The organism is Luteibacter anthropi (assembly GCF_011759365.1).
GTDB lineage: Bacteria > Pseudomonadota > Gammaproteobacteria > Xanthomonadales > Rhodanobacteraceae > Luteibacter > Luteibacter anthropi.
In genome coordinates this window covers 247,823-264,993 of record NZ_JAARLZ010000008.1, presented here as the reverse complement: position 1 = coordinate 264,993, position 17,171 = coordinate 247,823, and the positions used below count along the sequence as shown (strand labels likewise).

Here is a 17,171-nt window from a genome sequence, read left to right as displayed (position 1 = left end):
GTGAATACAACGAGGAGCGACCGAAGATAGCACTGGGCGGACTGACGCCCGCTGCCTACGCAAAACAGTTACAGTAACTCGGGACTCAAACCGGACCGCTACTGAAGGCGGGGGGACGTCGGACGCACCGCAGGAAGATCCGGACAAGGATGGGCAGTCGTATTGTCGACTCCCCGTAAACTGAGTCCCCCCGTAACTAGAGGTCTCCGGGCAAACTAAGCCCCAAGGAGACCTACGATGCGCAAGAGCAAATTCACCGAGAGCCAGATCGTCACTACCCTGAAGCAGGTCGAGAGTGGCCGGCAGGTCAATGATGTATGTCGCGAACTCGGCATCTCCGAAAGCCACATACTATGCGAGGACATCGAAGTACGGCGGCATGAAGGCGCCCGATGTTCAGCGACTGCGCGACCCGGCATGACGATTGGTTGCGTGGCTGCTCAATCCTAGGACGATTGGCGTCCCGTTGACGATCTTCTTAGGAAATCAGTGACCGATAACGTCATTGTGCCGACGCATAGCATGCGTCCTTGGTCCGATAAAATGAAAGTAATTTCCCGCTTCGGGCGCATTCGCGTGGAGGATTGAATATGGCGGCATTTGTCAGATTAGCGTGGTGGCTGAATTGTAGCGTCGCCCTGGCTGCAATGTGCTGGATTGGTGACACTTTTGGGCGTTGGGCCTTCGGTGAGTGGAAGGTTGCGACTGGAGCGCTGCCGCAGCTAACTTCAGTCGGTCTCGTGTGTACTCTCTTGTTTTCTGTAAGCGCGATATTGATCGGTTTGGTACTGCGAATAGTCGTGGATCGAAGGCGTATGGCGATAGCGATGCCTCATGTTCCAGAGACTCTAGCCTGCATCAATATGCTAATGGTTGCGGCGATATATGCCGCACGACTTTTCGTGATCGCGGGGAGAGACGCCTGATGTTGACAGGACTTAGAAATTATCGCTTCTTATGCCATATTTTTCTCGGTGAGCTGGGTTTCGTTGGTTTTATAAGCCTAGATAGGATGGCGAGATTAATTTTTTACCCTAACAATTTAATGAGCACCAATCCATCCCATGGACTACTGGTAGCTGCCAGCATTCCCAATGCAGTGTTGGTACTTGGTTTCGCATTATTGATGACTTGGCGCCAAAAAAAAGAGGCAAGTGCTCGTGATAGCCGATATCGAGCCCTTCCTCTCTCGGGATCACTATGGTTTTTGATTATTTCCTTGAGCCTGATTCTTCAATGGCTTCGCCCTGTCTAAGCTAGTAGGAGGACTGGGCATTTAGAGGGTGAGTTATGGATGTATGTTTCCAGTGTTGCCCATACGGCTCACCGGCCACGTCATAGGAAATGTCGAAGCAAGGAATCGGGATCATTCTCATTAAAATGGTCCAGAATATCCATTGCAGCGATCCGAATGCAGGGCATATAGGAAATCTCTAGAGTGTGATGCGAAGTGTGACACCTCTGAGAAGCAAGTTGAACGCGATGAAAAGCAACTTATTCGTTACCAATGCGATGCGCGGGGTAGTGATGTTGATTATATTCATGAATCTGTTTTTTGGTGTTGGAACACCGGAAGACGCGCTCGCTAAGTATGGGTGTAGAAAAATGGATCAGGAATTCTATGCGTCTCACATAGATGAGGCGAGGAGATTTTTCCATGAGAAGAAGCCGGCATGGACTGGAAAGACCGATGAGGCTCCGGGAATCATCTGCACGAAGGACGCAGAGATTTACGTAGATGCCAAGCCCGAATTCAATAACGCGGGATATCATTGGACTGTATCCATTGATATGAAGACTGGTGAAATGTCGATTATTGAAGGGCTTTAGATCGACTGTATGGTTGCATCGGAGCTGCGCCCGATGCATTCGTACCCTGCCAATTTCACTAATGATTTTTCTCAATCGGGAGAAGCCCTCCCCTCTACACCTGCGCTCCGGACAGTCACCGACTGATGGTGTCGACTCTCGTCTAATTAGTGCCAACCATAACTCGAGGAAGCCGGATCGCTTTGTTGCCTGAATTCGGCGGGGAGTCGACACTAGGACGCAGGAACATGGATATCGCGACACCCTTCTTCCTGCCTGATGCCTCATTCCTGTTTCATGCCCAGTTTCTGTAGGAGCGCGCCTTGCGCGCGACCGGTTGTCGCGAAACCATCATTGCACCCGCACCATCGGTCGCGCGCAAGGCGCGCTCCTACAGAGATAGCCGGGTCGCTATGCAGAAGCCTGCGGCGCTGGCGGTGGACAGCGCGAATACACCACCCGCGCCATGCAGCACCATCAGGGCGATGCTTTCTTCCGGTTGAATCCATACGTCCGTGCTGAGGTCGAGCAGCGCAAAGCTGGCGAGCAGGAAGCTGAAAAAAGCCACCACGCAGAAATCCCTGGCGCTGCGACACGCTCGCGTGCGGCCATGGCGGCGGTCGATGTAGACCGCCGCATTGATCCCCAGCATCACTATCCCCACACCCACCAGCGGCACCACCGGCAACGCCGTGAACGGCAGCATCAACCGCCTCCGAGCGAGGCAAGCCCATCCCAGCCGCGACGCACCTTCGCCTGCCGCAGGCATTGCGTGCCCATATCCGTGAGCAGCAACGCCGCGCCCAGCAACCTCACCATGTGACGGTGGTTCTGCGTGCCGAGATCGGCCAGGCCTTCCGCCAGCACCTCGTTGATCCCCACGGCGTATTCCAGCCATTCCCCTGCATCATCCAGCAGCGTATCCACGCTGGCCTGCGGATCGAGCCGGTAGCTGCCTTCGCCCAGTTGGCAGGCATCGTTGATGTCGTTCATATCGTGCTCCTTGAGGGGCCGCTCCCGTGCAGGTGTGGCACGCCATGCGCACATGACGTGCCACGGTGACGCAACTGCGATGGTTCGCATCACTCATCGGGATGAGAGGGCTCACCGGCGTGTCCGTGGCCGGACGCCGGGCGGCGTGGTGTCGAAGTGGATGCGGCGTCAGCCGCCCTGGATGCCGGGTACGCGACAACGCGCCGGATACGACGGCAGGGCCTGAAAACGCTGGCTTGGCGGCCGGTGCCGCGGTTCGTCAGCCGTGTTCGGGGAAGCCCCGGACTGCCTGGTCACCGGTGAGGGAGCCGTCGATGGGAAGCGACGGGCGTGAGAGTGCCGTATGATGGACGGTAGCCATGGTTGACTCCTGTTGACTGAGTTGGCTTTGGTCAGTGCCTGTCGAGGGCTGCAATCCCTCGGCAGGCATGCTCTCACCGCTGATGAGCGATGGTTGCCTGCGAGACGACTCGCATCGATGGCGCAGGCAACGCAGACAAGCTAGCAAAACAACGCTGGATTGTCTCTGGAAATTTTTCACTTTTTCTGACGTGCCGCGCGTGCCTTTCCCGGCACGCGGCATCATCTTTTCGTGTAGGAGCGCGCCTTGCGCGCGACCGGTTGACGCGAAAATCATCATCTCCTTCGCGTCACTGGTCGCGCGCAAGGCGCGCTCTTACAGGGGCGTTGGAAACATGCCGTGCGTGACTTGCGCATGGAAGAGAAGAATACGAGCGGTTACCTCGTTCGTGGCGCATGGCACGTTCCATACGTCGCATATGCGCAACAAGGCGTTGATGTCCGCATCGTGCGGATGTGCGCATTGTGTATCCCGCAGCAGGATGAGCATATCGAGCCCACCGCTGATGACGCGCGATGCAAGCTGGACATCGCCACCCAGCGGGCCTGATGCCATGCACTCCACATCCAGGCCCAGTACTTTCCTGAGCAGGGTTCCCGTGGTGCGCGTCGAACACAGGCGGCATTCGCGAAGCAAGCCTATGTAATCCCGCGCAAGCAGGAGCATCCGCTCCTTTCTGGCGTCATGCGCCACCAGTGCCAGTCTCGTGTCCATGCGACGACTTCTCCGTTCAACGACTGCCGGATCATCTTAAGCGGTGCTTCACGACGCTGACGTGGCGGCATATCGCCAAAGCAGGGCCAGGCCGTCATTTCCGGCATAAATCGACGCCATCCGGCCACATACGACCGAAAAAGAGCTACGAAGAATACGCACGCCTTTCCCAGTGCATTTCAAGGATGAACCATGTTGCTCCGGACCCGATGGCTGGCGAGCGTGCTTGCCGCCATCTCCTTCGATCCCTACAGAGAGCTGGCGAAACTGAAAGTCCGTGCGAAGGATGCGACACGGGCCTGAATTTCGGAGGCCGAACCATCGATGACCGACGTGATGACAATACCCCGTCGCCGCTTGGCATCCGACTGCGTTTTGTAGGAGCGCGCCTTGCGCGCGACTGGTGGTACGAATGGGTTGATGGTTTTCGTGACAACCGGTCGCGCGCAAGCACGCTCCTACAGTTCTTCCAGGCGCAGGCGGGCGGAGGCCAGGAGGCGGCTGATGCGGTCGGCAGCTTCTTTTGATTGCGCGGCCAGGACGCGGACTTCTTCTGCCACCACACCGAAGCCTTTGCCTTCGGCACCTGCGCGTGCTGCCTCGATGGCGGCGTTGAGGGAAAGGACGTGGGTCTGGAAGGAGATTTTCGAGACAGTCGACGCGATGGTCTCCACGCGGCTGGTGAGGTCGAGGACGTGGCTGTCGGTATCGTGACGTGCGGTGACATCCTGGCCGTGCATCACCAGCCTTGCCGAACGGCCTTCCGAATCGCGGATGACGCTTACCGTGGCCGTGACGCGCAGGTCGCCACCGTCGTGGCGCTCCAGCACCATCGATGCCGGCGCGTCGCGCTGGTCGTCCAAAGCCGCGCGGCCCGAGGCGCCCACGGCTTCGAGGATGTTGGCGTTACCGCGCGGTGCTTCGCCGCCCAGCAAATCGCGCAACAGGGGGTTGCCCGTCAGCCAGCAGCCATCCAGTGCCCATTCGGCAACGAGGTTGCTGCGGTCGATGGCCTGGAGGCGGATGCGGTCTTCCTCGCTGCGCAGCTTGGAGTTCGTGATGTTCGCCATGATCGCGACGAACTTTTCGATGGCTCCGCCGGCCGCCCGCACGGGATTGATCACCATCGATACCCAGTAGGGTTCGCCATCCTTGCGGTAGTTGAGTATTTCTTCGTAGATCGCCTGGCCTGCATGCAGGCGCTGACGCACCGCCGCTACCGTATGCGGGTTGGTTGCCCTGCCCTGCAAGACATCACCCGGGCGCCGGCCGATGATGTCTTCGGGTGCGAAGCCCGACATGCGCTCGAAGCCATGATTCACATACTGGGTCATACCGGATGCATCGGTGATGATGACGGCGTTGTCCGTGTGATCCGCCACCATCGACAGCAATCGCAGGGCATCGCGACGCGCCACGTCCGCGCTCACGTCGCGTACGAAGGCCGTGTAGTAGATGCCATGGTCCAGACGGATGCGCGACATCGCCAGCGATACCCATAGCTTTGTGCCATCGGCACGCTCAAGCTGCACTTCGCGGCTCGTGCCCACGATGCGGTCGGGCTGGCCTTCGCGATTGGCATCGATCAAAGCATCGTGACCGGCGCGCAATGCAAACGGCACCAGCATCGAGACGTTGCGGCCCAGTACGTCTGCCCGTGGATAGCCCCATAGGTGTTCCGCCGATGCGTTGTAGAAAATGACGTTGTTCGCGGCATCAATCGTCACTACTGCGTCGAGTGCCTGCTCCAGCGTCTGCTCCAGCGTGCGAAAGGCACTCTCGTCCACCGACGTGGCCTCCTTCGCAGGTGCGGTCTCATGCAGCCAGCGCGCAAGCCACCGCGTAATGATCTTCTTCATCGCCCTGCCGTTCCCTTGTCCATATGGTGTGCGCCGTTAACGGCCGGGCGATGTGACGGCTTGATGCGATGTCAGTCGGCTGCGACCTTCCGCCACGCCGACTCGGGGCAAGGAAACATGTGCTCGCTGACGAAATCGATGAAAACGCGCAGTTTCGGCAGCACGTGCCGTCCCGATGGCCACAGCAGGTTGAAGCAGCTGGATGCGTCGAGGTAGTCGTCGAGCAAGGTCACCACCTCGCCACGCTGCAAGGCGCCACGCGAGGAATGATCCGGCACGAAGGCGATGCCGAAGCCGCGCGCGGCAAAGCAGATACGCGTCTGGATATCGTTGCAGATGAGGGATTCGGGGATGCGCAGCTCGGGGCCGTCGTAGCGCAGCGGCCAGGTTTCCAGTCGTCCCGTGCTCGGATAGCGATAGTGCATGCAGTGATGGGCGAGAAGGTCTTCCGGTTTTTTTGGCTCGCCGTGTGCTTGCAGGTAGGCCGGCGATGCGATGAGGTGCCGGTTGAAGCTGCCGAGGTAACGCCCTGCAAGTCGTGAGTCTGTCGGTTTGCCCACGCGGATCACGGCATCGAAACCTTCGTCGATCACGTCCACCACGCGATCGGTGAAATCCAGATCAAGCACCACGTCGGGATACCGTTTCGCGAACTCCGCAAGCAGTGGCAAGGTGAGGTCGTTGACGGTGGGCAGGCTGATGCGCAAACGTCCCTGCGCCGTGCCAAGCCGCTCGGACAGCTCGGCCTTCGCTGCCTCGGCTTCGGTCAGGATGCGCCGGCAGCGCACGAGGAAGAGCTGCCCTTCGGCGGTGAGCGCCACGCTGCGCGTGCTGCGATGGAACAGGCGCACGCCCATGTCCTGTTCCAGCCGCGCGATGGCCTTGCCCACGGCGGCGGCGGTGACACCCAGCGAGCGGCCGGCATCCACGAAGCTGCGTGCATCGGCCACGCGTACGAAGGTCTGGAGGCTGCCCAGGCTGTCCATGGCGGATTCCCATTGCGGACAGATATGTCCGGATACTGGGGAACTGTACCCGCCTTTTTCCCGAATGAGGGAGTTCCTAAGGTGGCAGGTATTCCTTTACCCGAGTATCCGCCATGTCTCCCCAACCCTTCGGTGAGCCGTCCATCGGTCCCGGCGGCAGCCTCTGCGCTGCCCCGGAAGCGCCTGTCGCCGACACAGCGCCTTTTCCGCTGGCTGGTCTTATTGCGCTGGCCAGCGGCGGCTTCATCACCATCATCACCGAGGCCTTGCCGGCCGGCCTGCTCCCGACCATGAGCGCCGGCCTCGGCATCAGCCAGGCACTGGTAGGCCAACTGGTGACGATTTACGCCATCGGCTCGCTGCTGACGGCGATTCCCCTGGTGGCGGCCACGCGGCACCTGGGTCGCAAGCCGTTGCTGATGACGGCCATGGCGGGATTTCTCTTCGCCAATACCATCACGGCGATGTCGTCGTCGTATCCGCTCATCCTCGTGGCGCGGCTCATTGCCGGCGTGAGTGCGGGCCTGCTGTGGGCGCTGCTCGCCGGATATGCCACGCGCATGGTGTCGCCCTCGCAGCAGACACGCGCCATGGCGATCGCCATGGCTGGCGCGCCACTGGCGCTGTCCCTGGGCATCCCGGCAGGCACCCTGCTCGGCCAGCAGATAGGCTGGCGCTGGAGCTTCGGCATCATGTCGATGCTGAGTTTCGTGTTGCTGGTATGGGTACGTGCGACGCTGCCCGACTTCGCCGGCCAGCGTGACGGCGGGCCGCTCGACCTGCGCCGTGTCTTCCGCCTGCCGGGCGTGGCGCAGGTGCTGGGTACGATGCTGGTGTTCGTGCTTGCACACAACGTGCTCTACACCTATGTGGCACCCGTGCTTGCCGTGGCAGGCGTGGGCGACAAGGTGGATCGCTATCTGATGCTGTTCGGTGTGGCGTCTATCGTCGGCATCTGGGTCGCCGGTGCGCTGGGTGACCGGATGATGCGTACGCTGGTGCTGCTGGGCATCGTCGGTTTTCTCGGCGCCACGGCGGCGATTGCCCTGTGGCCGGCATCGCCTGCCGTGCTGGCCGTGGCGCTCGGCGTGTGGGGGCTGGCGTTTGGCGGCTCTCCGGCCCTGCTCCAGACGGCACTGAGTCGTAACGCGGGGGAATCGGCGGACGTGGCCCAGTCGCTACTGGTCACGGGCTGGAACACCGCCGTGGCCGGTGGCGGCCTGCTGGGTGGCGTGATCCTCGACGGCGTGGGTGCCACGGCGCTGTCCTGGGTCGTGCTGCCCATGCTCGCCATCACCTTGTGGATCGGCTGGCATCCACGCGCCTGGCAAAAGCTCGTGTAGGAGCGTGCCTTGCGCGCGACCGGGCGAAGCGAATGAATGAATGAATGGGTTCGCGATAATCGGTCGCGCGCGAGGCGCGCTCCTACAAAAGCTGGCGTTACTTCACTTCGGCGATGTCGCGCACGCTGTATACGTCGATGGCGTATGGCGTGCCCGCGTTGGCGGTGGGGTGGAAGCGCCCGAAGACCGTCGCGCTGGCCTGTGCCCCCGCCGAGGTGATGGCACGGCGGAAAGCCGAGACATCGCGCTTGTGGCTGTTGGCTTCGTCGATATTGAGCGCGATCTGTCCCTGGCACTGGCCGTCGCTGAGGATTGCCGTCTTGCCCTGCGAGGTGGCCACCGCACGCACGGTGACCGTGGTATCGACATAGCGCAAGGCCGTGCCCAGGAGGGTGCAGACCGTATCCGGCGGCGCCTCTTCCACGGTGCGGGCATCGATCTGGCCCGTAGCCAGCGCGAACAGGAGCGCGGCCCCCGCCGCCCTCAGGAATGGATGGATATGCATGGTTTCCCCCTTGCTCGTATCCGCCCGGCGCGCCGGGCAAGGGGAAGATCGTCCCGATTGCCGCATCGCGTCAATAAGAAAAATGCCGGTTCGGCAGCCGGGCCACGGCGGGCTTAGAATGGCCCATGGCTCCGCATCCCCACCTCAGCGTCCGCAGCTACGACGGCGACACCGGCAGCGACCGGCACGAGTACGCCCAGATCGTGCTGCCCGTGCGCGGGCTGGTGTCGCTGGATATCGATGGCCGTGAAGGCCGGGCCGGTGCGGCCATGGCGGCTTTCGTGGCCCAGGATACCCGCCATACCACGGTGGGCGAGGTGCCCAACCGCTCGCTGATCGTGGATCTCGATGCGTCCCTGCTGCCCGGCAATATCACCAGCCGCCTGGCGGAACGTCCCTTCGTGCCCATGACGCCAGCGGCCATGGCGCTCGTGGAATACATGCGGATCACCCTGGACGAGGGCCGACAGACGCCCGAGGCGCTGTCGCTATGGGTACCCCTGCTGCTGGACGCACTCACCCGCGAGGCGCCCCGCCCCGTATCCCGGCTTGCCCGCATCCTGGGTGACGTCGAGAACGCACCTCACCAACCCTGGACAGCCGCCGACATGGCCGCACGCGGCGCCATGAGCGTCAGCCGCCTGCACGAGTTGTTCCGCAGCGAGCTGGACACAACGCCCCGGGCGTGGCTGGCGAATCTGCGCCTGCGGCGTGCCAGCGAACAACTGGTGCGTGGCGACGAGGCCATCGCCCGCATCGCCACGGCATGTGGCTTTGCCGACCAGAGCACTCTCACTCGTGCCATGCGGGATGCCATGGGGATCACGCCTGCCGCGTATCGCCGCCGTCATCGCGAGAACGGGCCGGAAAACGGGTAACTCGCACTGAAGCTGTGACTTCACCTGTAGGAGCGCGCCCTGCGCGCGACCGGTTGTCGCGAAAGCCATCACTTCCTTCGCATCACCGGTCGCGCGCAAGGCGCGCTCCTACAGGTGAGGGGCAATCTACTGGTCTGGACTATTCCGTGCTGTCCATCGCGAGACCGCGCCCAAAAACGTGTAGTCCCCGCCAAGCCATGCTCATGTTGCTTCAGGCATCCTGACTAGCCTGGACGGAGGCACGCATGGCGGTCACGACGAAAACCTGGCTTGGTATCGCCTGCGGCGTGCTTGCGGGTGCCCTCTGGGGTGCCGTATTCCTGGCGCCGGAACTGGTGGGCGATTTCTCGCCTCTGCAACTGGCAGCCGGTCGCTATCTCGTCTACGGCGCGATATCCGTGGTGCTCTTGCTACCGCGTTGGCCTGCGTTGCGTGGCTGGGTAACGGCATCGCATTGGCGCACGTTGGCTGGGCTGGGACTGCTCGGCAACATCGTTTACTACGTCGCCGTCGCTGCCGCCGTGCAATGGGGTGGTGTCGCGGTCACGTCGCTGGTGATCGGTTTCCTGCCTGTCTGCATCACGCTGATCGGAAGCCGCGATCATGGCGCGGTGCCACTGCGAAGGCTGGCACCGTCCCTGCTGCTCAGCGTCGTCGCCATTGCCTGCATCGGTTGGCAATCGTTTGGCGATACCACGAGCACCCGCACATCGTTTGAACGCATCGCCGGCCTGGCCTGCGCCACGATCGCCCTTGTCTCTTGGACGATCTACGCCATCCGCAACGCGCGGTGGCTGGCCCGGCTTGAGCACGTGTCGTCGCATGACTGGAACCTGCTGACCGGCGTCGCAACCGGCGCGCTCTCACTGCTGCTGGTGCCTGCTGCGCTGTGGTTCGATCCGCGTGCACATGCCATGGCCGCATGGCTGCGCTTTGCAGCGGTGAGCACGGGCGTGGCGGTGTTCGCCTCCATCGTGGGCAATGGCCTGTGGAATCGCATGAGCCGCCTGCTGCCACTGACGCTCGTCGGCCAGATGATCCTGTTCGAAACCCTGTTCGCGCTGCTCTACGGATTCCTGTGGGAATCACGCTGGCCGCACCCTGCCGAGTGGGTGGCGATGGTGGCCGTATCCGCCAGCGTAGTGCTATGCGTACGAGCACACAGATCCCCGTAGGAGCGCGCCTTGCGCGCGACCGGTAGAGGTCCGGGCGCCCAGTGTTATCCGGTCGCGCGCGAGGCGCGCTCCTACAATGCCCGGGTAGCCTCAGGCGGTGTTCGCTAGCGTGGCGCCAGATCCCTGTAGGAGCGCGCCTTGCGCGCGACCGGTTACAGGTCCGTGCGCCCGGCGTTATCCGGTCGCGCGCGAGGCGCGCTCCTACAAGGCTTCTGTCAGGCTTTGCCTGCCGCGATGTTCACGCTGATGGCGATGATGAACACGTTGAAGAAGAAGGCGATGACGCTGTGCATGAGGGCCACGCGACGCAGGTAACGCGTGGTGATCTGCACGTCGGAAACCTGGAACGTCATGCCGATGGTGAAGGAGAAATAGGCGAAGTCCCAGTAATCCGGGTCATCCGTCTTGGGGAAATCGAGGCCCTGGTGCTGCTTGCCGAAATCGCCGTAGTACCCATGCGCATAGTGCAATGCAAAGAGCGTATTCATGAACGTCCAGGAGAGCACGATCGTCAGTGCCGCCACGGCGATATCCATCACCCCGCCCTTCCCCGACGATTGCAGTTCCGTGCTGACCGCGGCGAGCACCACGGTGGACAACGCCACCCCGCTCAGCAGGGTCGTCCAGCGACCACTGTCCTGTAGCCGCGCCTGGTGCCGCATATGCGTTGCGTTGGCCTCACGGAAAATCACGATGATGGAAACGAGATAAACCACCGCCCCAAGATCGAACCCGAGCAGGAGCGACAGCCGCACAGGCAACCCGAGCGAGGCCATGAGCATACCCGCAGCGATGGCAACCACTGCCGCGATAAGCAGTCGTGGCCGCGCCTTGATATAGCGAAGCGGGCCCCAGGTTTTGCGTGATGTCGGTTCAGTCATGCAGCACTCCTCGGATCTGCCCGGACTATACGCCGCACATGGTAAAGACACAGAGCCCTGTAGGAGCGCGCCTTGCGCGCGACCGGTACAGGTCCGTGCGCCCGGTGATATCCGGTCGCGCGCGAGGCGCGCTCCTACAACGTCCGGATAGCCTCAGGCGATGTTCGCCAGCGTGGTGCCAGATCCCTGTAGGAGCGCGCCTTGCGCGCGACCGGGGTGGAATCGTGTGTTCACCGTTTCATACCGGTCGCGCGCGAGGCGCGCTCCTACAGGGGACGTGTTTTCGTCAGGTTGATCGCCCGAGGGTCAGGGTTCGGTCATCAGTTCGCGCATGACCGTGGTGGCGTAGGCGCCGGACGGCAGGGCGAACTGCACTTCGAGGGCGCCGTCGTCCAGCCAGCGCCAGGACAGGTCGGTGGGCTTCAGGCGCAGTGCGCGGCGCTCCTGGTCCATGCGGGCACTGGCAAGGCCCGTGACGATATCGGGATCGCGGGCCGCCACCGAGCGTTCCAGCTCGCCTGCCGCATCGCCCGCCGGCGTTTCACCCTGCCCCCACAATGGCCCCGTGGGGTGGATGTCGAAGCGGGCCACGCGTTCGGCCAGCGTGTCGTTGAATGCCTCGGGACCGAACCATGAGCGCGAACCATCGAGGCCCCAGATCTCGCCTTCCATCTGTGTATCCCAGTTGCCAGCACGCACGCGCTCCGCCAGCACGCCATTGAAGATGTGCGAGCGTGCCGCAGACAGCAGGATCGAACGCTTGTCGCGATCCACGCGGCGGCCGGCGAACATGGCCTTGGCCTGCTCGACGTTGCGACCGCCGAGGCCGAAGCGCTGTTCGCCGAAGTAGTTGGGAACGCCACGTGCCGCGATGGAGGCAAGACGTTCCTCGGCCGCCGCACGATCACCTTCGATATCTCGCAGGACCAGCACGAAACGATTGCCTCGCAACGCGCCGCGCTTGATCTTGCGCGAGTGCCGGCCAAGCGAGGTCAGCGTGACGTCCGCATGCGGGAAAGTGGTCCAGTCCGGCTCCGCCTTGCCAGGCAGCTGCACGGTGAAGATCTGCGTGGTGACGGCATGGCGATCCTTCATGCCTGCAAAGCCCACGTTGAGTGGCGGCACGCCGGCGAACTTCGCTACTTCGCGTGCTACCCAGTCGGTATTGGCGCCGCGCTTTTCCACACGCAGGAAGACATGCTCGCCTGCACCATCCGGCTCGTAGCCCAGGATTTCATCCACACGGAAGTCGTCCGGCGTGGAACGCAGGCGGGCGCGCAGCGGCGGCACGCCGAAGGCATGGGGCAGGACATCGTCGGTCATGGATAAAACGCCTTACAGAAGGAACAGGGTGGCAAGCCCGAGGAAGATGAAAAAACCACCGCTGTCGGTGACGGCGGTGATGAGAACGCTGGAGCCCAGCGCAGGATCGCGCCCGAGCTTCACCATCAGCATGGGAATGCCAACACCCATGAAGGCGGCCAGCAGCAGGTTGAGCGTCATCGCGGCGGTCATCACGATACCGAGCGAGGCGCTGCCGTAAAGCAGGTAGGCGACGACGCCGATGGCACCGCCCCACACGACGCCGTTGAACAGGGCCACGCCGAGTTCCTTGCGCCACAGGCGGCGGACCTGCGATACGCCGACCTGCTCCAGCGCCATGGCACGCACGATCATCGTGATGGTCTGGTTGCCGGAGTTGCCACCGATGCCGGCCACGATGGGCATGAGCGTCGCCAGCGCCACCAGTTTCTCGATGGAATGCTCGAACAGGCCGATGACGCGCGAGGCGATGAAGGCGGTGACGAGGTTGATCGCCAGCCACGCCCAGCGGTTGCGCACCGATTTCCACACCGAAGCGAAGATGTCTTCTTCCTCGCGCAGGCCGCCGCGCGACAGCGCCTCGGTTTCGCTTTCCTCGCGGATGAAGTCGAGCATCGCATCCACGGCGATGCGGCCAATGAGATGCATGTTGGCATCGACGACGGGTGCGGTGACGAGGTCGTAGCGCTCGAAGGCCTGGGCCACGTCGTAGGCGTCGTCTTCGGGACGGAAGGTGTTCACGTCCGGCGCCATGATCTCGTGGACCATCTTGTCCGGCGAATTCACCAGCAGCCAGTGCAATGGCAGCACCCCCGTCAGCACGCTCTCGTTATTCACGACGAAGAGCTTGTCGGTCTGCGCGGGCAGTTCGTCGAAGCGGCGCAGGTAACGCAGCACCACTTCGAGGCTGATGTCCTCGCGAATGGTGACCATGTCGAAATCCATCAACGCGCCGACCTGGTCGTCCTCGTAGGACATGGCCGCCTGCACGCGCTCGCGCTCTTGCGCGTCGAGGCTGGCCATGAGTTCCGGCAGCACCTCGGTGGGCAGGTCGTCCACGAGGTCGGCCAGCTCATCGGCGTCCAGCGGTTCGACGGCGGCGAGGATTTCGCGGTCGTCCATGTCCGCGATGAGCGATTCGCGGACCGAGTCGGACACTTCGAGCAGGATTTCACCGTCCTGGTCGGACTTCACCCGTTGCCAGACGGCGAGGCGGTCTTCCAGCGGCAGCGCTTCGAGAACATCAGCGAGGTCGGCCGGGTGCAGTTCGTCGAGCCGGGCCTGAAGCTCGGCATCGACCTCCGCCAGCGCATCGTCGCCGGCCGAGGATTCCAGCAGGCCAGTGCGCCGCCGCAACAGTGCGACGATCGCCTCCGGCCTGCCGTGCAGGCGAGGCCCGGAGGACCGGGTCTCGGCCTCGCTCACAGGCGCTCCACGAGCACGCTGGCCATCGCGGCGATGCCTTCGCGGCGGCCGGTGAAGCCCAGGGTCTCGGTGGTGGTGGCCTTGATGCTGATGCGGTCGGTGTCGGTGGCGAGATCCTCGGCGATCGCCTCACGCATGGCCTGCGCGTGCGGATTCACCTTGGGTGCCTCGCAGATCACCGTGATGTCGGCATTGACCAGCGCGTAACCGCGCTCGCGCAACATGTCGCGAACGGCACGCACGAAGCTGCGGCTGTCGGCGCCACGCCATTTTTCGTCGGTGGGCGGAAAGTGCTTGCCGATGTCGCCCAGCGCCAGCGAACCCAGCAGCGCATCGCACAGCGCATGCAGCACGACATCGCCATCGGAATGGGCAAGCAGGCCGTGCGTGTGCGACACGCGCACGCCGCCGAGCATCACGTGGTCGCCCTGCCCGAAAGCGTGGACGTCGAATCCCTGTCCGATACGGATCATCGTGTTCTCTCCAGCAGGAACTCCGCCAGCGCGAAATCCGCGGGCGTGGTTACCTTGATATTGTCTTCCGAGCCTTCCACGAGCAGCGGCGCGTGCCCTGCCCGCTCCATCGCCATCGCTTCATCGCTGACCACGATACCGTCGGTCGCGGCAAGGCGAAGTGCACGCGCCAGCTCGCCGCGACGAAACATCTGCGGGGTGAAGGCACGCCAGCGACCATCGCGCGGTTCGGTGGCGACACTGTGACAACCGGCATCGGCACGTTTCAGGGTGTCGCGCAACGGCGCCCCAAGCAGACCGCCACCGGCCTCGCCGGCCAGGTCGATCAGGCGCGAGATGTCGGCGGCGCGCACGCAGGGTCGCGCGGCGTCATGCACCAGCACGAAGGCGTCGTCGGATACGTCGGCCGGCAAGGCGTCGATGCCTGCCAGCACGGAATAACTGCGCTCGCTGCCGCCGATGGCGGTAAGCAGCGGCTTGCCCAGGATGTGGTCCGTGGCGGCGAAGTGTTCGTCGTCGGCCGCGATCACCACCAGCAGGCCGGCGATGCGCGGATGCGCGGCCAGCCGTTCCAGGGTGTGGTCCATCAGCGGTCGCCCGGCAACCGCCTGGTATTGCTTCGGCCGGTCGCCGCCGGCCCGGACGCCCTTGCCGGCGGCCGGTAATACGCACCAGAGCGCATCCATCACTGGCCGCCGGTAACGGGCGGCGGAGGCGGAGGCGCGCTGGTCGCGGCCCCCGGCTCCACCACCTGGTAGAACGTCTCGCCGGGCTTGATGAGGCCCAGTTCCTGGCGCGCACGCGCTTCCGTCGCCTGCTCGCCGTGCTTGAGGTCTTCCACGTCGGCGGCCAGGGCCTGGTTGCGCGTCTGCAACGATGCGTTCTCGTCGGTCTGTTTCTTGACCGATGCCCGCAGTGAATCCACCTCGGCCATGCCCCCACCGCCGACCCACAGCTTGAGCTGCAGCGCGATGAGGATCATGACCAGGATCAGACCGACCCAGCGGAGGATGGCCGCGTTGCTCAAGGCCTGGCTCAGCCCGGCAGCTTGGACAGGTTGGGGAACGCGTGGCGACCGGCGTACTTCGCCTTGGCGCCCAGGGCTTCCTCGATGCGCAGCAGCTGGTTGTACTTGGCAACGCGATCGGTACGGCAGAGCGAGCCGGTCTTGATCTGCGTGGCGGTGGTGGCCACGGCGATGTCGGAAATGGTGGTGTCTTCCGTTTCGCCCGAACGGTGCGAGACGATGGCGGCGTACTTCGCGCGGTCGGCCATGGCGATGGCTTCGAGCGTTTCGGTGAGCGTGCCGATCTGGTTGACCTTGATGAGGATCGCGTTGGCGATCTTCTTGTCGATGCCTTCCTGGAAGATCTTCGGGTTGGTCACGAACAGATCGTCGCCGACCAGCTGGATGCCACCGTTGACCACCTTGGTGAGGTGCGCCCAGCCGTCCCAGTCGCCTTCGGCCATGCCGTCTTCGATGGTGACGATCGGATACTGCTTCGCCCACGAGGCCAGGGTGTCCACCCACTGTTCCGGCGTGAAGACCTTGCCTTCGCCTTCGAGGTCGTACTTGCCGTCCTTGAAGAACTCGGAGCTGGCCACGTCGAGGCCCAGCAGGATGTCGCTGCCCATCTTGAAGCCGGCCGCGTTCACCGCTTCGAGGATGGTGTCGAGCGCTGCCACGTTGGACTTCAGGTTCGGCGCGAAGCCGCCTTCGTCGCCCACGGCGGTGTTGAGGCCGGCCTTCTTGAGCACGGACTTCAGCGCGTGGAAGATCTCGGCGCCGTAACGCAGGGCCTCGGCGAAGCTCGGCGCGCCGACCGGCAGCACCATGAACTCCTGCACGTCGACGTTGTTGTCGGCATGGGCGCCGCCGTTGATGATGTTCATCATCGGCACCGGCAGCGAGCCGCCGCCGTCCACCATCAGGTACTGCCACAGGGCCTGCTTCTTCGAAGCGGCCACGGCATGCGCGGCGGCCATGGAAACGCCCAGCAGCGCGTTGGCGCCCAGGTTGCCCTTGTTGTCGGTGCCGTCCAGGGCGATGAGCTTGCCGTCCAGGCCCTTCTGGTCGGCCGCGTCGTAACCGGCCAGCGCCTTGGCGATGGTGGTGTTGACGTTTTCGACCGCCTTTTTCACGCCCTTGCCGCCGTAGCGGGATTTGTCGCCGTCGCGCAGCTCCACCGCTTCGCGGGTGCCGGTGGACGCGCCGCTGGGCACGGCCGCGCGGCCGAACGAACCGTCGGCGAGGGTGACCTCGGCTTCGAGGGTGGGATTGCCGCGGGAATCGAGGATTTCGCGGGCGTGGATCTTGGTGATGGACGTGGTCATGCGCTTCCCGTTACGAGGTGGAATGACGGAACACGGCCGCGGCGCGCATGAGCGCGCCGCGGCCGGAGACAGGGGGAATATAAGACGATGCGACGCGCGTGAGCCAGTACGG

At 63.3% G+C, this 17,171-nt stretch carries 17 protein-coding genes and 1 pseudogene; 5 read left to right on the top strand and 13 right to left on the bottom strand.

The window, feature by feature from the left end; translation table 11 throughout:
• Positions 1-237: 237 nt before the first annotated feature.
• Together HBF25_RS15845 and HBF25_RS15840 are read left to right on the top strand one after the other, a co-directional pair.
• Positions 238-412, top strand: a pseudogene (locus HBF25_RS15845) (transposase); the annotation flags it as partial.
• A 1,070-nt stretch (positions 413-1,482) separates the two neighbouring features.
• The gene (locus HBF25_RS15840; protein ID WP_166950060.1) at positions 1,483-1,830 is read left to right on the top strand and encodes a hypothetical protein; all 348 of its coding nucleotides are present in this window, start codon (positions 1,483-1,485) and stop codon (positions 1,828-1,830) included.
• A 370-nt stretch (positions 1,831-2,200) separates the two neighbouring features.
• Here the strand turns inward: HBF25_RS15840 and HBF25_RS15835 are convergent, their stop codons facing one another.
• The 5 genes from HBF25_RS15835 to HBF25_RS15815 form a co-directional block, all read right to left on the bottom strand.
• Positions 2,201-2,515, bottom strand: a complete 315-nt coding sequence (locus HBF25_RS15835; protein ID WP_166950058.1) for a hypothetical protein — start codon at positions 2,513-2,515, stop codon at positions 2,201-2,203.
• The gene (locus tag HBF25_RS15830; protein WP_166950056.1) at positions 2,515-2,802 is read right to left on the bottom strand and encodes a hypothetical protein; all 288 of its coding nucleotides are present in this window, start codon (positions 2,800-2,802) and stop codon (positions 2,515-2,517) included. Before HBF25_RS15830 ends, HBF25_RS15835 begins: the two co-directional genes overlap by 1 nt.
• Positions 2,803-3,478: 676 nt before the next feature.
• The gene (locus tag HBF25_RS15825; protein ID WP_166950055.1) at positions 3,479-3,877 is read right to left on the bottom strand and encodes a methylglyoxal synthase; all 399 of its coding nucleotides are present in this window, start codon (positions 3,875-3,877) and stop codon (positions 3,479-3,481) included.
• A 458-nt stretch (positions 3,878-4,335) separates the two neighbouring features.
• Entirely contained in the window at positions 4,336-5,736 is a 1,401-nt protein-coding gene (locus tag HBF25_RS15820) for a PAS domain S-box protein (protein WP_166950053.1), read from the bottom strand.
• Between the two features lie 71 nt (positions 5,737-5,807).
• The gene (locus HBF25_RS15815) at positions 5,808-6,722 is read right to left on the bottom strand and encodes a LysR family transcriptional regulator (protein ID WP_166950051.1); all 915 of its coding nucleotides are present in this window, start codon (positions 6,720-6,722) and stop codon (positions 5,808-5,810) included.
• 113 nt (positions 6,723-6,835) lie between these two features.
• Between HBF25_RS15815 and HBF25_RS15810 the strand changes: the two genes are divergently transcribed.
• A complete protein-coding gene (locus HBF25_RS15810) occupies positions 6,836-8,065 on the top strand; it encodes an MFS transporter (RefSeq protein WP_166950049.1) in 1,230 nt (409 codons plus the stop codon).
• Positions 8,066-8,162: 97 nt separating this feature from the next.
• Here the strand turns inward: HBF25_RS15810 and HBF25_RS15805 are convergent, their stop codons facing one another.
• On the bottom strand, positions 8,163-8,570 hold the full coding sequence (locus HBF25_RS15805; RefSeq protein ID WP_166950047.1) for a hypothetical protein: 408 nt from the start codon (positions 8,568-8,570) through the stop codon (positions 8,163-8,165).
• Between the two features lie 125 nt (positions 8,571-8,695).
• Between HBF25_RS15805 and HBF25_RS15800 the strand changes: the two genes are divergently transcribed.
• Both HBF25_RS15800 and HBF25_RS15795 read left to right on the top strand, forming a co-directional pair.
• A complete protein-coding gene (locus HBF25_RS15800) occupies positions 8,696-9,448 on the top strand; it encodes an AraC family transcriptional regulator (RefSeq protein ID WP_166950045.1) in 753 nt (250 codons plus the stop codon).
• Positions 9,449-9,693: 245 nt separating this feature from the next.
• A complete protein-coding gene (locus HBF25_RS15795) occupies positions 9,694-10,623 on the top strand; it encodes a DMT family transporter (protein WP_166950043.1) in 930 nt (309 codons plus the stop codon).
• A 215-nt stretch (positions 10,624-10,838) separates the two neighbouring features.
• Here HBF25_RS15795 and HBF25_RS15790 read toward each other — a convergent pair whose 3' ends face one another.
• The 7 genes from HBF25_RS15790 to eno all read right to left on the bottom strand — a co-directional run bounded on the left by HBF25_RS15790 (position 10,839) and on the right by eno (position 17,059).
• Complete coding sequence (locus HBF25_RS15790) at positions 10,839-11,504, bottom strand: DUF1345 domain-containing protein (protein ID WP_166950041.1); 666 nt, start codon at positions 11,502-11,504, stop codon at positions 10,839-10,841.
• A 306-nt stretch (positions 11,505-11,810) separates the two neighbouring features.
• Positions 11,811-12,827 carry a tRNA pseudouridine(13) synthase TruD gene (gene truD / locus HBF25_RS15785; protein ID WP_166950039.1) on the bottom strand — a complete coding sequence of 339 codons (1,017 nt, stop codon included), beginning with the start codon at positions 12,825-12,827 and terminating at the stop codon, positions 11,811-11,813.
• A gap of 12 nt (positions 12,828-12,839) precedes the next feature.
• Positions 12,840-14,252: a magnesium transporter gene (mgtE, locus tag HBF25_RS15780; RefSeq protein WP_166950037.1), complete on the bottom strand. Its 1,413-nt coding sequence runs from the start codon at positions 14,250-14,252 to the stop codon at positions 12,840-12,842.
• Positions 14,249-14,725, bottom strand: a complete 477-nt coding sequence (gene ispF, locus HBF25_RS15775) for a 2-C-methyl-D-erythritol 2,4-cyclodiphosphate synthase (RefSeq protein ID WP_166950035.1) — start codon at positions 14,723-14,725, stop codon at positions 14,249-14,251. Before ispF ends, mgtE begins: the two co-directional genes overlap by 4 nt.
• Positions 14,722-15,411, bottom strand: a complete 690-nt coding sequence (gene ispD, locus HBF25_RS15770) for a 2-C-methyl-D-erythritol 4-phosphate cytidylyltransferase (RefSeq protein WP_166950033.1) — start codon at positions 15,409-15,411, stop codon at positions 14,722-14,724. Before ispD ends, ispF begins: the two co-directional genes overlap by 4 nt.
• A complete protein-coding gene (gene ftsB / locus HBF25_RS15765) occupies positions 15,411-15,737 on the bottom strand; it encodes a cell division protein FtsB (RefSeq protein WP_166950088.1) in 327 nt (108 codons plus the stop codon). The genes ispD and ftsB overlap by 1 nt, the downstream gene beginning before the upstream one ends.
• Before the next feature lie 23 nt (positions 15,738-15,760).
• Positions 15,761-17,059 (bottom strand): phosphopyruvate hydratase, encoded by a 1,299-nt coding sequence (gene eno, locus HBF25_RS15760; RefSeq protein WP_166950031.1) that lies wholly within the window; start codon positions 17,057-17,059, stop codon positions 15,761-15,763.
• Between the last annotated feature and the right edge of the window lie 112 nt (positions 17,060-17,171).

What these genes read in the sequence shown, in the direction of transcription:
- HBF25_RS15790 (WP_166950041.1), bottom strand. Translation starts at nt 11,504, where the DNA reads ATGACTGAACCGACATCACGCAAAACCTGGGGCCCGCTTCGCTATATC.
- HBF25_RS15800 (WP_166950045.1), top strand. Translation starts at nt 8,696, where the DNA reads ATGGCTCCGCATCCCCACCTCAGCGTCCGCAGCTACGACGGCGACACC.
- HBF25_RS15795 (WP_166950043.1), top strand. Translation starts at nt 9,694, where the DNA reads ATGGCGGTCACGACGAAAACCTGGCTTGGTATCGCCTGCGGCGTGCTT.
- HBF25_RS15840 (WP_166950060.1), top strand. Translation starts at nt 1,483, where the DNA reads ATGAAAAGCAACTTATTCGTTACCAATGCGATGCGCGGGGTAGTGATG.
- HBF25_RS15830 (WP_166950056.1), bottom strand. Translation starts at nt 2,802, where the DNA reads ATGAACGACATCAACGATGCCTGCCAACTGGGCGAAGGCAGCTACCGG.
- ispF (WP_166950035.1), bottom strand. Translation starts at nt 14,725, where the DNA reads ATGATCCGTATCGGACAGGGATTCGACGTCCACGCTTTCGGGCAGGGC.
- ispD (WP_166950033.1), bottom strand. Translation starts at nt 15,411, where the DNA reads ATGGATGCGCTCTGGTGCGTATTACCGGCCGCCGGCAAGGGCGTCCGG.
- truD (WP_166950039.1), bottom strand. Translation starts at nt 12,827, where the DNA reads ATGACCGACGATGTCCTGCCCCATGCCTTCGGCGTGCCGCCGCTGCGC.
- HBF25_RS15835 (WP_166950058.1), bottom strand. Translation starts at nt 2,515, where the DNA reads ATGCTGCCGTTCACGGCGTTGCCGGTGGTGCCGCTGGTGGGTGTGGGG.
- HBF25_RS15820 (WP_166950053.1), bottom strand. Translation starts at nt 5,736, where the DNA reads ATGAAGAAGATCATTACGCGGTGGCTTGCGCGCTGGCTGCATGAGACC.
- HBF25_RS15815 (WP_166950051.1), bottom strand. Translation starts at nt 6,722, where the DNA reads ATGGACAGCCTGGGCAGCCTCCAGACCTTCGTACGCGTGGCCGATGCA.
- HBF25_RS15810 (WP_166950049.1), top strand. Translation starts at nt 6,836, where the DNA reads ATGTCTCCCCAACCCTTCGGTGAGCCGTCCATCGGTCCCGGCGGCAGC.
- HBF25_RS15805 (WP_166950047.1), bottom strand. Translation starts at nt 8,570, where the DNA reads ATGCATATCCATCCATTCCTGAGGGCGGCGGGGGCCGCGCTCCTGTTC.
- eno (WP_166950031.1), bottom strand. Translation starts at nt 17,059, where the DNA reads ATGACCACGTCCATCACCAAGATCCACGCCCGCGAAATCCTCGATTCC.
- HBF25_RS15825 (WP_166950055.1), bottom strand. Translation starts at nt 3,877, where the DNA reads ATGGACACGAGACTGGCACTGGTGGCGCATGACGCCAGAAAGGAGCGG.